At 60.9% G+C, this 14137-nt stretch carries 12 protein-coding genes; 3 read left to right on the plus strand and 9 right to left on the minus strand.

The genetic code is table 11. From position 1 onward, the window contains the following. Window positions 1–82 precede the first annotated feature (82 nt). Both cobT and cobS read right to left on the minus strand, forming a co-directional pair. Entirely contained in the window at window positions 83–1960 is a 1878-nt protein-coding gene (cobT, locus tag ACR0JC_RS09850; RefSeq protein WP_170340929.1) for a cobaltochelatase subunit CobT, read from the minus strand. Window positions 1961–2085: 125 nt separating this feature from the next. Then, window positions 2086–3072 (minus strand): cobaltochelatase subunit CobS, encoded by a 987-nt coding sequence (gene cobS, locus ACR0JC_RS09855; RefSeq protein WP_480763856.1) that lies wholly within the window; start codon window positions 3070–3072, stop codon window positions 2086–2088. A gap of 668 nt (window positions 3073–3740) precedes the next feature. Here cobS and ACR0JC_RS09860 point away from each other — a divergent pair. Further along, window positions 3741–4580, plus strand: a complete 840-nt coding sequence (locus tag ACR0JC_RS09860) for a Hint domain-containing protein (RefSeq protein ID WP_170340930.1) — start codon at window positions 3741–3743, stop codon at window positions 4578–4580. A gap of 5 nt (window positions 4581–4585) precedes the next feature. On the opposite strand, the gene ACR0JC_RS09865 is transcribed toward ACR0JC_RS09860, so the two are convergent. Next, the gene (locus tag ACR0JC_RS09865; protein ID WP_170340931.1) at window positions 4586–5206 is read right to left on the minus strand and encodes a J domain-containing protein; all 621 of its coding nucleotides are present in this window, start codon (window positions 5204–5206) and stop codon (window positions 4586–4588) included. Window positions 5207–5313: 107 nt separating this feature from the next. Here ACR0JC_RS09865 and ACR0JC_RS09870 point away from each other — a divergent pair, with 107 nt between their 5' ends. Both ACR0JC_RS09870 and ACR0JC_RS09875 read left to right on the plus strand, forming a co-directional pair. Then, the gene (locus ACR0JC_RS09870) at window positions 5314–5568 is read left to right on the plus strand and encodes a BolA family protein (RefSeq protein WP_093964863.1); all 255 of its coding nucleotides are present in this window, start codon (window positions 5314–5316) and stop codon (window positions 5566–5568) included. Window positions 5569–5659: 91 nt separating this feature from the next. Beyond that, the gene (locus ACR0JC_RS09875; RefSeq protein ID WP_254433921.1) at window positions 5660–6040 is read left to right on the plus strand and encodes a DUF805 domain-containing protein; all 381 of its coding nucleotides are present in this window, start codon (window positions 5660–5662) and stop codon (window positions 6038–6040) included. Between the two features lie 12 nt (window positions 6041–6052). On the opposite strand, the gene ACR0JC_RS09880 is transcribed toward ACR0JC_RS09875, so the two are convergent. The 6 genes from ACR0JC_RS09880 to pepN form a co-directional block, all read right to left on the minus strand. Further along, on the minus strand, window positions 6053–6520 hold the full coding sequence (locus ACR0JC_RS09880) for a DUF4177 domain-containing protein (RefSeq protein WP_093964865.1): 468 nt from the start codon (window positions 6518–6520) through the stop codon (window positions 6053–6055). An 83-nt stretch (window positions 6521–6603) separates the two neighbouring features. Further along, window positions 6604–7860 (minus strand): peptidase T, encoded by a 1257-nt coding sequence (pepT, locus tag ACR0JC_RS09885; protein ID WP_170340935.1) that lies wholly within the window; start codon window positions 7858–7860, stop codon window positions 6604–6606. A 148-nt stretch (window positions 7861–8008) separates the two neighbouring features. Continuing rightward, window positions 8009–9520, minus strand: coding sequence for an Asp-tRNA(Asn)/Glu-tRNA(Gln) amidotransferase subunit GatB (gatB, locus tag ACR0JC_RS09890; RefSeq protein WP_170340937.1), 1512 nt, complete (start codon window positions 9518–9520; stop codon window positions 8009–8011). A 90-nt stretch (window positions 9521–9610) separates the two neighbouring features. Continuing rightward, a complete protein-coding gene (locus ACR0JC_RS09895) occupies window positions 9611–10804 on the minus strand; it encodes a hypothetical protein (RefSeq protein WP_260065246.1) in 1194 nt (397 codons plus the stop codon). A 196-nt stretch (window positions 10805–11000) separates the two neighbouring features. Then, a complete protein-coding gene (locus ACR0JC_RS09900) occupies window positions 11001–11444 on the minus strand; it encodes a hypothetical protein (RefSeq protein WP_170340939.1) in 444 nt (147 codons plus the stop codon). After that, complete coding sequence (pepN, locus tag ACR0JC_RS09905; protein ID WP_170340941.1) at window positions 11441–13993, minus strand: aminopeptidase N; 2553 nt, start codon at window positions 13991–13993, stop codon at window positions 11441–11443. Before pepN ends, ACR0JC_RS09900 begins: the two co-directional genes overlap by 4 nt. Window positions 13994–14137 lie beyond the last annotated feature (144 nt).

The raw sequence follows: 14137 nt of genomic DNA on the forward strand, positions 1-14137 counted from the left end.
GCTTCTCCTTCGGCTCGCTACAGGTCTTGTTCGCCTGCCTTCACCTATCTTTGAAATGCTCCCGCTGGAGGCAAGACCGGCCTCAGCCGGCCTTTTTCATGCCCATCACGCGGGCCCGCGCGCGCGGGTCGCTGTCGAACAGCGCGGCTAATTGCTCGGTCATCGCTCCTGCCAGCTGTTCGACATCAGTGATCGTGACCGCACGATCATAATAGCGGGTGACGTCGTGGCCGATGCCGATGGCCAGCAACTCGACCATCTTGCGCTTTTCGACCATGGCGATGACATCGCGCAGATGCTTCTCAAGGTAGTTGGCTGGGTTCACGCTGAGCGTTGAATCATCGACCGGAGCGCCATCCGAGATCACCATCAGGATCTTGCGCTGTTCACGACGCGCCAGCATCCGGCGGTGGGCCCATTCCAACGCCTCGCCGTCAATGTTTTCCTTCAGCAGGCCTTCTTTCATCATCAGGCCAAGGTTGGGCCGTGCGCGGCGCCAAGGCGCGTCGGCGCCCTTGTAGACGATGTGGCGCAGGTCGTTCAGGCGGCCGGGTTGCTGTGGGCGGCCATCGTTCAGCCACGCCTCACGCGCTTGTCCACCCTTCCATGCCCGCGTCGTGAAGCCCAAGATCTCGACCTTCACGTTGCACCGTTCCAGCGTGCGGGCCAAAACATCGGCGCAGATCGCTGCAATGGAAATCGGTCGTCCACGCATCGAGCCCGAATTGTCCAGCAACAGTGTCACCACGGTGTCGCGGAACTCGGTATCCTTCTCGACCTTGAAGCTGAGCGGTGTCGTGGGGTTGGCCACCACCCGCGCCAGCCGACCGGCATCCAGAATGCCCTCTTCGCGGTCAAACTCCCAGCTGCGGTTCTGCTGTGCCTGAAGGCGGCGCTGCAGCTTGTTGGCCAAGCGGCTGACGGCGCCCTTCAGCGGCTCGAGCTGCTGATCAAGATAGGCCCGCAGCCGTTCCAGTTCGGCGGGTTCGGCAAGGTCCTCGGCCGCAATCTCTTCGTCATGCGTGCTCAGGTAGACCATGTAGTCCGGATCGGCCTCGGATGCGGGCGGAGGGGCAGGCGGCTCCAAAGGCGCTTCGCCCTCGGGCATCTCGGCTTCTTCACCCATCTCGTCCTCGGCCATCTCGTCCATCGAGACCTGCGCCTGAGACTGATCCTGTTGCTCTTCCTGAGTTTGCTCGGGCGTCGCGTCGGCGTCCTGGTCGTCTTGGTCGTCCTGGCCGGTGCTGTCCGGATCGGGCTGTTCTTCGGCGTCTTCCTCGGCCTGATCTTCCTGATCTTCGTCCAGTTCGTCCGGGTCGTCACCCAACTGGTCGCCATAGCCCAGATCCTTGATCATCTGGCGGGCGAATTTGGCGAATTCGGCCTGATCCGAGAGCACCTCGTCGAGATTCTCCAACACCCCGCCGGCCTGTTCCTCGATGAATCCGCGCCACAGGTTCATGACGTTCTCGGCTGCAGCGGGCAGATCACGCCCGGTCGCCAGATGACGGATCAGATAACCCGCCGCCACCGCAAGCGGTGCCTCCGAGGGTTGCTTGCATTGGTCATAGCCGCGCCGCAACGCCTCGTGGCCGATCTTGACGTCAATGTTCGAAGCCGTGCCGGGCATGTCCCGGGCGCCCATCGCTTCGCACCGGGCGGTTTCCATCGCTTCATAGAGGTCGCGCGCCATATCTCCCGGAGGCGCATATCGTGCATGCGTCGCATCGTCATGGTAGCGACGGTTCAGCGCCAGGGCATCTGCGGTGCCCCGCGCCAAAAGAACCTCTTCGCGTGTCATTCGGCGTGACACCTGCGGCAGGCGCATCGAGTCTCCGGACAGGCCCGACGGGTCGACGGAATAGCTTACCGACAACTCGGGATCATCGGCCATGACCTTGGTCGCCTCGGCCAGAGCCTTCTTGAACGGATCAGCAGGGTTGTCGTTCTTCTGCGCCATATCTATCAGCCCTCACTCACGCCCTTAGGCCCGACGCCCGGTTAAAGTGGCCGGACCCCGTCTTCATCTGGCCCCCGATGTCCCCGCCGGGGGCGTTGCGCCCGATCTGGGCGCAATCGATGCCATCAACCCAGGCTCACGCTGGCCGCGCTTTCCGGCAGTTCTTCATCAAAACAACGCTGATAGAACTCGGCAACGGTCTGCCGTTCCAACTCGTCGCATTTGTTCAGGAAAGACAAGCGGAAGGCGTAGCCCACGTCGCGGAAGATCTCGGCGTTCTGCGCCCAGTTGATAACGGTACGCGGGCTCATCACGGTCGACAGATCGCCGTTCATGAACGCCGTCCGGGTCAGGTCGGCAACGGTGACCATCTGGCTGACGGTCTTGCGGCCTTTTTCGGTGTTGTAATGCGGCGCCTTGGACAGAACGATCATGACCTCGGCGTCGTGGCTGAGATAGTTCAGCGTCGCCACCAGCGACCAGCGGTCCATCTGGGCCTGGTTGATCTGCTGAACGCCATGATACAGGCCGGTGGTGTCACCCAGGCCGACGGTGTTGGCAGTGGCGAACAGGCGGAAATAGGGGTTGGGCGTAATGATCTCGTTCTGGTCCAGCAAGGTGAGCTTGCCGTCATGCTCCAGAACCCGCTGGATCACGAACATCACGTCGGCGCGGCCTGCATCGTATTCGTCGAACACGATGGCCACAGGGTTGCGCAGCGCCCAGGGCAGGATGCCCTCGTGGAATTCAGTCACCTGTTTGCCATCACGCAGCTTGATCGCATCCTTGCCGATGAGGTCGATCCGGCTGATGTGGCTGTCCAGATTGACGCGCACAGCAGGCCAGTTCAGTCGCGCAGCAACCTGCTCGATATGGGTCGATTTACCGGTGCCGTGATAGCCCTGGATCATCACCCGGCGGTTGTGAGTGAACCCGGCCATAATTGCCAGCGTGGTTTCGGGATCAAACTTGTAGGTAGGGTCGATTGCCGGCACGCGGTCGCTGCTTTCGGCGAACCCTTTGACGGACATATTGCTGTCGATCCCGAACACGTCACGGACCGAGATCTCTTCGGTGGGTTTTGCGTTGATATCGGTCGATCCGTCAGCCATTCGCCTTGTCCTTATCCTTTGGCCCGTTTTGCCGGGTTTGAACCCGTGTGTGGTGCAACATATTGCAGATAAGGGCAAGGGAAAGCGGCCCCCTTGGAAAGGTGAGCAGGTTTTTCTTTCAAACTGGCCCTATTGACGCGCGGGCGATCCTTGGTCGCGACGCGTACCAGGTGCAGGTCAAGCCGCGTTTGTCAACAAAGGCACTGCGGCCTGTTCGGACGCACATGCCGATCCATGTGTCGGAAATGCTGTATGCAGGTAAGTATTCAATAATCCAAATGTTGAAAATGACCTTATCAGACATATGAAAAATGGTCTCATGGGGCTTTTTGCAAGTTGCTCAAGTACACAGCAGATTTCTTTGCTAGTCGCGAGCCTGAACTGTCAGGTGGCAATACCAGACGTCGAGATGGCAGTTTCTGGATTCAGCGTCATCCTAAGGACGTGTAGAAACTAGGCAGGGCAACACTTTCGGCGAACTGGAAAGTGACCTCGGGCAAATGCCACAAGAAATCTTCACAACTTGCAGCTCGTCACGTGCAGATATTGAAATGTGTTGTGGAGGTGGTACACTATTTCGGACTTAGTTTGAGTAAAAGGTTGCCATGGCTTTAGTAATTACCGGTCCAACGAGGATTTTCTTTCCTCCGAACACGGACACATTTTCTGTGGACTACAACTCCAGCAAGCCAGCGTCTTGGTTTGTATCTGTAACAGATGACGGACTTCTTTCCCCTTCAGATTACTCGGTTACGATTTCCAGTGCTGGTTTACTAACAGTGGACCTGCAGCCGGGGGTTATTGTTCCCCCAAATACAACTCTGAGTTTGATCGTCAGAGCCTCCAGCGGGCCTGGAAATGGCAACAATGCCTCGATTGGGGTAACCGTTAGGTTGCCCGCTGGAACGGTGCCGTGTTTCGTGAAAGGGACATTGATTGAAACTGAAAGTGGCTGTCGCGCTGTTGAGGAACTCGCTGTTGGTGACAAAGTGCGTGCTTCCAGTGGTGAACTGCTACGCATCGAGTGGATCGGAGAGAAGACCCTGCAGGCAGAAGCTTTGAAGCGAAACCCCCAGTTACGTCCGGTTTGCATTCAGAAAGGTGCATTCGGAAAAGGACTGCCTGACCGAGATTTGTACGTTTCTCCACAACATAGGATTGTCGTGGAGGGTTGGCGCGCAGAGTTGCTGTTTGGAGAGCCAAAAGTTTTCGCCGCGGCAGTTCATCTCGTTAACGAACAAACAATTCGCCAAGTAAATACTTATGATCCCGTTACATACTACCACATTGCTTGCTGTCGCCACGCGATACTGTTGTCGAATGGTTTGCCAACTGAAAGTCTGTTTTTAGGTGAAATGGCGGTGATGTCCTTCGATCGGGAGGATGCCGAGGAACTCCGTGTGCTATTTCCCGAACTGCGAAACGCGGCATCCGCTTTTGAGCAAACGCGCGTACGTTGCCTAAAACGCCCCGAAGCTGCTGCGTTACGCGATACGTTCGCGCACTAAAACCGCTATTTGAAGTTTCTGCTGTCCTTGATTTGATCCCAGGCCCAGACGACTTCCTGCAGCTGTTCTTCCTGGCTGCGGTCGCCGCCGTTCATGTCCGGGTGCAGCACCTTGATCAGCTTTTTGTAGGCTTTGCGAACCTCGGCCTTGGTCCAGGTGTCCTTGGCTTCGAGGATTTCGATCGCACGACGCTCAGTAGGCGGCAGACGACGGCCTGTTGCGGCCCGACCGGGGTTCTTGGTTGCGTTTTCGCCCAGAACCTGATGCGGATCTTCGATGCCAAGCCGGGCCCAAGCCCGCGCCTCGGGATCGCCCATCGGCTTGGTTTCGCGTTCCCACACTTTGTCTTTCGACCGTTGGGCGTTAAGCTCGGCCTCGGTGGTGCCGTCGAAGAAGTTCCACTTCTGGTTATATTCGCGCACGTGCTGCTGGCAGAACCAGAAAAAGTCGTCCAGCACATCCGGTGCCTTGGGCGCGCGGAACTTGCCAGCTTCCTGGCATCCTTCGTGGTCACAGACCCGGGTCGAGGTCTCGGACGCGCCCGACATGCCCCGACGCCCGCGCGGATTTTTCTTCTTGGCGCTGGACACCGACATGTCGAATCCGAAGGGATCTGGTTTCACCATATGCTCATCCTCATGAACGCGTCTTTTCGACTCGGAGGCAGCAGTTTAATCTAAGTGATCGAAAGTAGAAGAGGGGCGCGGCAAAATATTTGCCGCTGAGCGTAAAAATGACCGTGACCGACGAAATCCGCCAGCGACTGCAGGCCGAGTTCAACCCGCGTGAACTGGAGGTCGTGGATGACAGTGAACGCCACCGTGGCCACGCAGGGTTTCAGGAAGGCGGCGAAAGCCACTTCAACGTCCGAATCCGCGCTGCTGCGTTTCAGGGGCAGTCCCGCGTTGCGCGTCACCGGGCCGTTCACAAGGCCTTGGGCGACATCGTTCCGCGCATCCACGCCCTGGCTTTGGACATCGGTGACTGAAGCCTTTCGCCCGACGTTGTCGATTATTGTCGGCTTTTTTCAATAATCTGCTATGTTTCCCGTGATTTGCGCGGAGGAAACTATGGAACAGATGAGCCACGCCGTTCGTACGGTGCTGTCAAAATACGCAACCTTTCAGGGGCGCGCGCCGCGCTCCGAGTTCTGGTGGTGGGTGTTGGCGCTCTTTTTGGTGCTGGTTGTCACACAGTTGATAGACGGTGCGGTGGTGGCGCCTTTGCTGGGCTTCGATGCCTTCGCTTCGGAAGCCGGTCAACCGCTGTCGTGGCTAGTCTCGTTGGGCGTGATCGTGCCGAACATCGCGGTGGGTGTGCGCCGTCTGCATGACACCGGGCGGTCCGGTTGGTGGATCCTGATCGGTTTGATTCCGCTGATCGGCACGCTGATCCTTTTGTATTTCTACATTCAACCCAGCGAGCAGGCCGAAAACGCCTATGGTGCCGCGCCGGCCTGACGCGGCCTTCGCCTAGCTGTCGGGCTTTTCTTTTTCGTCCTCGGCATCCGCTTTGGGGGCATCTTCTGACTTGGCCGGCTTCAGCGTCAACGGCGGGTCGTCATGATCCTGCGCGATGCGGGCCGGAGCCTCGACTTGACCGGCCGCAGCCGCATCGTCCGGGCCAGGAACCGGTCGTGCCAGAGGAGTGTCATCCTCTTCTGGCGGGGTCAGGAGTGCGGCGATGTCGTCGTTGGCGACTTCGGTTTCGACCGCACGGCGAAACACCAGAACATTGCGCCAGTTTTCTGCGGTTCCGGTCAGGCCGACCCGCTCCTCGCTGGGCAGCAGCTCGGCGCGCTGGTACTCCCAGCCTTTCGCACCCAACTCGTTCAACAAATGCTCGATAGTGACGGCAAACCGGCCCTCGGGCGTTTTGACCCCTTTGGCTTTGGTGCCTTTCTTGGGGGCCGGGACGACCTTGTATTCGTAACGCTGCATCAATGGTTCCTGAACTGGTGTTGGCGGGCAATGTATCGTTCCGTCAGGGACGGGGAACAGAAAACTTCGCGCCCCGGCGAATTTCAGCCTCGACTGTGGCTTTCCCCCTGCGTCGCCTTCGAGGCGATCTTCAGGCACAGCTCGGTTGCCACCGCCATGTCCTGGACCGAGATCCACTCCAGCGGCCCGTGGATGCATTGCATGCCGGTAAAGATGTTGGGGCAGGGGATGCCGAACTCGGTCAGGCGCGACCCGTCGGTGCCGCCGCGGATCGGAACCGAGACCGGATCGATCCCCATTTCGCGGCAGGCCTCGCGCGCCAGATCCACCGGTGTCATGTCCTTTTCCAGCCAATAGCGCATGTTGCGGTATTGGTGGCTGATCTCGACGCTGATCTTGGCGCGCGGTTCGCTGGCCTGTACTGCATCACAGACCTTGCGCACCAGCTCGCCCTTGGCTTCCAGCCCGTCCATCTCGAAATCTCGCAGGATCAGCTTGATCTCCATCTCGGACGAGCCGCCGTTCAGATCGGTCACATGGATGAACCCTTCGCGCCCGTCGGTGACTTCGGGGGTCATGGTGGCCTGCGGCAGCGTCTGCACGATCTTGGCCGCCAGGTGGGTCGCGTTCACCATCTTGTCTTTGGCCAGACCCGGGTGAATGGAAACGCCCTCGATCCTGATCACTGCCCGGTCGGCCGAGAAGCTTTCATATTCGATCTCGCCCAGTTGCTGACCATCCAGCGTATAGGCGAAGTCGGCGCCCAGATCCTTGGGAAGCGCCTCGGTCACACCCCGGCCGATTTCCTCGTCGGGGGTAAAGGCGATGCGGATCGGTCCGTGCGCGATCGTCCGATCGGCCAGCAGGTGCCGGGCCATCGTCATGATAATCGACACGCCCGCCTTGTCGTCGGCGCCCAGCAGCGTGGAGCCCGAGGCGGTGATCAGGTCGTCGCCGACCTTACTGGCCAGATAAGGGTACTCGGCCGGGGACAGCACCAGTGACGGATCGTCGGGAAAGGTGATGTCGCCGCCATTGTAGCCTTTGATGACCCGCGGTTTGACCCCGGTCGCGTTGAACTGCGGCGCGGTGTCCACATGGGCCAGAAAGCCGATGGTCGGCCCTGTCGCGGTGCCCGGAATGGTGGCCAGAACGACACCATAGCCCGTCATGGTCACATCCTGCGCGCCCATCTCTGCCAGCTCCTGCTGCAGCAGGTTCAGCATGTCGTATTGGATTTCCGTGCTGGGGGTGGTGGGCGAGTTTTCGTCGCTCTGGCTGTCGATGGCCGCATATCGAACCAGCCGGTCCTCCAGCTCCTGGTCAAATCTGTTCTGCATTGCACCTCACCTCTCTGGCCAAGACAAAGGCCGCAACCGGCCGCCCGAGTCAAGCGCTGCCTCGGGCCCTGAAAGCGTCAACAACTCCGGGCAAAATCTGTACAAACCGGACAAACCCAGTTGCCCGGCCTGTACAAACCGAAAGACCTTATTGGCCCAGCTTCTGCGCAACCAACTGGTTGACCGCCTTGGGGTTGGCCTTGCCGCCGGTGGCCTTCATCACCTGTCCGACGAACCAGCCGGCCAGTTTCGGGTTCACCTTGGCCTTCTCGACCTGGGCCGGGTTGGCAGCGATGATCTCGTCCAAAGCAGCCTCGATGGCACCGGTGTCGGTCACCTGCTTCATGCCGCGCTCTTCGACGATCTGCGCCGGGTCGCCGCCTTCGGTGTAGACGATCTCGAATAGCTCTTTGGCGATCTTGCCCGAGATGGCGTCCGAGGCGATCAGGTCGATGATCCCACCCAGCTGTGCGGGCGAAACCGGCGAGTCGGTGATGTCGCGGTCGTCTTTCTTCAGGCGGCCGAACAGCTCGTTGATGACCCAGTTCGCGGCCAGCTTGCCGTTGCGGCCCTTGGCGACCTCTTCGAAGTACACGGCCGATTCAACCTCGGCGGTCAGCACCGATGCGTCATAGTCGGTCAGGCCGAAATCGTTGATGAAACGGGCCTTTTTCTCGTCCGGCAGCTCGGGCAGCTTGACTGCGATGTCATCGACCCAAGCCTGCTCGATTTCCAGCGGCAGCAGGTCGGGATCGGGGAAATAGCGATAGTCATGCGCCTCTTCCTTGGACCGCATCGAGCGCGTCTCGCCCTTGTCGGGGTCATACAGGCGGGTCTCCTGCTCGACCTTGCCGCCGGCCTCGACGATGGCGATCTGGCGGCGCGCCTCGACCTCGATGGCCTGCTGGATGAACCGCATCGAGTTCATGTTCTTGATCTCGCAACGCGTGCCCAGGTGCGAAAAGTCCTGCGTTTCCATGTATTTCTCATAGTCGCCCGGACGGCAGATCGACACGTTCACGTCGGCCCTCAGGTTGCCGTTCTGCATGTTGCCGTCGCAGGTGCCCAGATAACGCATGATCTGGCGCAGCTTGGCGATATAGGCGGCGGCCTCTTCCGGGCCGCGGATGTCGGGGCGGCTGACGATCTCCATCAGGCAGACCCCGGTGCGGTTCAGGTCGACGAAGGACATGTTCGGATCCATGTCATGGATCGATTTGCCCGCGTCCTGCTCCATGTGGATGCGCTCGATGCGCACCATGCGCGCGGTGCCGTCGCCCAGTTCCACCAGCACTTCGCCTTCGCCGACGATCGGGTGGTAGAGCTGGGAAATCTGGTAGCCCTGCGGCAGGTCGGGATAGAAATAGTTCTTGCGGTCAAAGGCCGATTTCAGGTTGATCTGCGCTTTCAGGCCAAGACCCGTGCGCACTGCCTGTTCCACGCAGAATTCGTTGATCACCGGCAGCATGCCCGGCATGGCCGCATCCACGAAAGACACGTTCGAGTTCGGCTCGGCCCCGAATTTGGTCGATGCCCCCGAGAACAGCTTGGCATTGGACGAGACCTGCGCGTGCACCTCCATCCCGATCACCAGTTCCCAGTCGTGTTTGGCACCGGCGATGGTCTTGGGTTTGGGCAGTTCATAGGTCAAGTCGAGCATGGCGCGCCTCATTTCCGCAGAAGTTCAGGCATGGGTATTATGCCCGGCAAGGCCAAGGGGCAAGGGGCAAAGGGTGCCGAGACGCAATTCTCAGTGGCTGGTCAGTTGCAGACCTGAAGGCGTGAAGGTCACGTCGGTCCCGTTGCGCAATTCCTCGCGGAACAGATCACCGATGGCGCGCAAGGCGTCACGCTGTCCACGTGCCGCGAACCGCTCGGGTGAGTTGACGCGGACCGAGTTGTTGAACCCGTTGGCCGCGTGGGCCCAGATAAGCGGGTGCAGTTCGGTCAAATGATCGCGGATCAGCCATTGGGCGGCCTCCCGGATTTGGGACCGGACCAGATCGGCCTTGTCATCCAGACCGAACCCATTCTGCACCGTGATCGCGCAATACGAGGCCAGCAGATTGATCGTTTGCTGGTCCGGCATCCGTTGCACAATGTCGCGCAGACCTTCCAGAAAATACTCGACGTCCAGCCGCGCGCAGGCTTGTTCATCCAATGCAATTGCGTCGAACTGAACCCATGTGTATCCGCCCGCACCCCACGTGTCGCGTGTGTTCGCGGCATTGCGCAGGGCTTGCACCTCAAGCTCTTCATAGCTGCCGAACCATCGCGGCAGAAGGTGGCTGCCCATCGCGCGCATGTGTCGATGGTTTCGCGGATCCAGCGAAATAAGGCGTTCGTACTGATCCGCCACCCGGGCCCGCTGGGTGCGCTGACCAGCCAGCAGGGCACAGTCGGCGGCGGCGACCACAGGGCTGTCCGGCAGCGCCTTGCGGCACTCGGGCAGGATGGCTGCAGCCCGGTCAAAATGTGCAGCACAGCGTGAACGATGCAGCGGCGGCAGCGCCGCGTCCAGAGCCGTGCCACGCCACGCCCATGCCAGATCGATGTGGGCCAGGGCGACGATGAGAGCAATCATCGGATCATCGGGATGATCTTGTTTCACACCCTCAAGCTCGGAAATACCGCCTAGCAGGTCGTACTCGGCGATCGCACAGCCGTCGGACAGCGCGTGTTCGGCGGCCAGGACAACATCCGATCGCGCGCCAAACGCCAGAAGATCGGCGATGGGCAGCCCGTCCGGGGCTGTTGTCCGCGCTTGGTCCGCGGCCCGGATCTCGGCTGACAGTTCGGCCCAACGATCCTGCCGAGCAAGATGGCGCCCGCGTTCGATCATGTCCCGCCCGATCAGGTCAGCCGCACCCAGTTCCGCAACGGGAATATTGAGACGCCCGACATCTTCCAGACAGCGGGAACCCGCGTCCGAAACCGGAGCCACGTGACTTGATATGGGATTGATACGGGCAAGACCTGCCCAGAACGACCGGAACATCGAAAACACTCGAAACTGTACAAACTTGTTAACTAACGATGAATTCTGAACCGGAATTGTGACCAGTTCAAGGATTCTAACATTAAACTTTCTGCTTCAATGGATCAGACAGGATCAATCGACGCGGATTCCGTGAATCGTTTCAGAATACCGTGAAATGGTGTCGGTCAACCCGAAATCCAGCCTGTTGCAGCGCCTGTTCCAGCTGTTTGTGCGGCGGCAGGGCTTCGTCGGGCAGGCGCAGGCGTTTGCCGTTGGTCAGGATGATCGACACGCGCACCGAGAAGTCCCAGCGCGTGTCGAAGCGGAAGAAGTCGATCTCGGTCACGTCGATCTCGCCCTGCCGAGCGCCCGAATGCCAGCGCAGTTTTACCGGGTCCAGGTTCAGCCCGGCGTCGGTGTCGCGCAGCACGTCCCACAGCGCGGGCAGGGTGCCCAGCGCCAGCAACCCGATCAGCCACCAGGCCGCGTCGAAAACCAACACCAGCGCCAGCAGCCCCGCATAGACAGCCGCCAGAATGACGATGCTGCGGGGCGACCGGTTGTGGCGGGTAAAGCGAAACCCGGAGCCCTCGGGCGCCGTCATGCCCCGAGGATGCGCGAGATCATCTCGGTCGTGTCGCGCGACAGGTTCGGGGTTTCGGCGATGCGGGTCAGTTGGGCGCGGATCAGGTCCTGACGGTCGGCGTCATAGCGTTTCCAGGTCTGGAAGGCGGTGCACATGCGCGCGGTGGTCTGCGGGTTGACCGGGTCCAACCGGATCAGCCAGTCGGCCAGCAGGGCGTAGGCCTCGCCGCTGGCGTGGTGGAACCCGGCATGGTTCATTGCCAGCCCACCCATCAGCGCACGGAACCGGTTGGGGTTCTTCCAGTTGAAATCCGGATGCTCGGACAGGGCGCGGGCGATCCGCGGCGCATCGTCCGGGGCGGCCAGCGAGGCCTGAAGCCCGAACCATTTGTCCAACACCAGCCGGTCATGGCGCCATTGGTCGTAGAAAGCCGCCAGTTCCGCCTGACCTTTGCCAGCACGCAGCAGGCAGGACAAAGCGCTAAGCTGCAGGGTCATGTTGTCGGCCTTGGCATAGACTTCGGCCGCCATGGCACCGCCGTCCAGCCGGGTGGTCAGGGCCAGCGCGGCGCTGCCCAGGGCGCGCTTGCCCGCCTGTTCGGCCTCGGGCGAATAAGGGCCATCGACCAGCGCCTCGGAGTGCAGGCGGGGCAGCAGGTCCTGCATGTGCTGGGCGGTGGCCTGGCGCAGAGTCTCGACCGCGCGCCAGATCGCCATCGGGTCGGGCGTTTCGCCCTGTTCGTGCAGCGCGGCGGCCAGTTCCGATTGGGTCGGCAGGCCCAGCATCAGCGCGCGATAGGCCGGGTCCAGATCGGCGTCGCGCAGAACGGCCAGCAGACCATCCAGGTATTCGGCATCGGGGGCCGCGTCCTGGGTGATCATGCGCAGCAGGGTATCCTGCGCCAGCGTCCGTCCGGCCTCCCAGCGGTTGAACGGATCAGTGTCATGGGCCAACAAAAACGCGCGTTCGGCGTTCGGGCGGTCGTGTTCAAGGATCACCGGCGCCGAGAACCCCCGCAGGATCGAGGCGACGGGCCGCGCGGCCAGCCCCTCGAAGGTGAAGCTCTGGCGCGCTTCGGTCAGTTCCAGCACCTCGGTGCCGCGCACCTCGTCGCCATTCGGACCCAGCAGGCCCACGGCCACGGGGATCACCTGCGGCAGCTTCTCGGGCTGGCCGGGCGTGGCTGGGGTGCTCTGAGACAGGGTCAGGGTATAGGTGCCGTCGGCCCAATCCTCCTCGACCTTCACCCGGGGCGTGCCAGACTGGCTGTACCACCGCTTGAACTGTGTCAGGTCGCGGCCGGTCGTGTCCTCGAACACTTTCAGCCAGTCCTCGATCGTGCAGGCCTGCCCGTCATGGCGTTCGAAATACAGATCCAGCGCCTTGGAATAGGCCTCGTCCCCCACCAGCGTATTCAGCATGCCGATCACCTCGGCGCCTTTTTCATAGACGGTCGCGGTGTAGAAGTTGTTGATCTCTTGAAAGCTTTCGGGGCGCACGGGGTGCGACAGCGGCCCGTTGTCCTCGGGGAACTGGCGCGCGCGCAGGTCGATCACGTCATGGATGCGCTTGACCGCGGCCGAGCGCATGTCCGAGGTGAACTGTGCGTCGCGGAACACGGTCAGCCCCTCTTTCAGGCACAGCTGGAACCAGTCGCGGCAGGTGATGCGGTTGCCGGTCCAGTTGTGGAAATACTCATGCGCGATGATCGCCTCGATCCGTTCGAAATTGGCATCGGTCGAGGTTTCAGGGCTGGCCAGCACCGCCGACGAGTTGAAGATGTTCAGCCCCTTGTTCTCCATCGCGCCCATGTTGAAATCATCCACGGCGACGATGTTGAACACGTCCAGATCATATTCGCGGCCATAGACATCCTCGTCCCATTTCATCGACCGCTTCAGGGCCTCCATGCCAAAGGCGCATTTGCCCTCGTCCCCGGGGCGGACCCACAGATTTAGCTCCACATGCCGCCCCGATTTGGTGGTGAAACTGTCGGAATGGGCAAGCAGGTCGCCGGCGACCAGAGCGAACAGATAGGCGGGCTTGGGCCAAGGGTCGGTCCATTCGGCCCAGCCTTCGCCCTTGCCCGTCGGGTTGCCGTTCGACAGCAGCACCGGCAGGTCGCCGTTGATGCGCACGGTGAAGGTGGTCATCACGTCAGGCCGGTCGGGATAGAAGGTGATTTTGCGGAACCCCTCGGCCTCACACTGGGTGCAGTACATGCCATTGGACATATAGAGCCCTTCGAGCGCGGTGTTGTTGCCGGGGTCGATCTCGACCTCGGCCTCCCAAATGAACGGCGCGTCGGGGACGCTTGCGGTCAGGCCCATTTCGGTGACGTCAGGAGCGATCGGGGTGCCGTCGATGCTGGCGCGGATCAGCTTCAGCTCTTCACCGTGCAAAAAGAACGTGCGGTCGGTGGCCTGCGGATTGGGCCGGAACGCGATGCGCGATGTCACGCGCGTTGCGTGCGGGGCCAGATCGAATGTCAGGTGAACGCTGTCGACCAGAAAACCGAAGGGCGAATAGTCGGACAGGTAGATCGTGGTGGGAGCGGCGTCGCGCATCTGGGGCCTCGTGTCGGTGTGTTCCCGCGCGACGTTAGGAGGATCGCCGTGGCGCTGCAAGCAGGCGGGTCTGGGCGGCATTACCTTGCACGGTTTGAAGCTGTTTCAGGCGGAATTGAAAGGCGGATTGATGCAGCGGCAAGT

It is taken from the genome of Ruegeria sp. CH5 (assembly GCF_056537025.1).

Coding starts and splice junctions, on each gene's coding strand:
- ACR0JC_RS09875 (WP_254433921.1), top strand. CDS start 5,660: ATGAGCCACGCCGTTCGTACGGTGCTGTCAAAATACGCAACCTTTCAG.
- ACR0JC_RS09880 (WP_093964865.1), bottom strand. CDS start 6,520: ATGCAGCGTTACGAATACAAGGTCGTCCCGGCCCCCAAGAAAGGCACC.
- ACR0JC_RS09865 (WP_170340931.1), bottom strand. CDS start 5,206: ATGGTGAAACCAGATCCCTTCGGATTCGACATGTCGGTGTCCAGCGCC.
- gatB (WP_170340937.1), bottom strand. CDS start 9,520: ATGCTCGACTTGACCTATGAACTGCCCAAACCCAAGACCATCGCCGGT.
- ACR0JC_RS09870 (WP_093964863.1), top strand. CDS start 5,314: ATGACCGTGACCGACGAAATCCGCCAGCGACTGCAGGCCGAGTTCAAC.
- cobT (WP_170340929.1), bottom strand. CDS start 1,960: ATGGCGCAGAAGAACGACAACCCTGCTGATCCGTTCAAGAAGGCTCTG.
- cobS (WP_480763856.1), bottom strand. CDS start 3,072: ATGGCTGACGGATCGACCGATATCAACGCAAAACCCACCGAAGAGATC.
- pepT (WP_170340935.1), bottom strand. CDS start 7,860: ATGCAGAACAGATTTGACCAGGAGCTGGAGGACCGGCTGGTTCGATAT.
- pepN (WP_170340941.1), bottom strand. CDS start 13,993: ATGCGCGACGCCGCTCCCACCACGATCTACCTGTCCGACTATTCGCCC.
- ACR0JC_RS09900 (WP_170340939.1), bottom strand. CDS start 11,444: ATGACGGCGCCCGAGGGCTCCGGGTTTCGCTTTACCCGCCACAACCGG.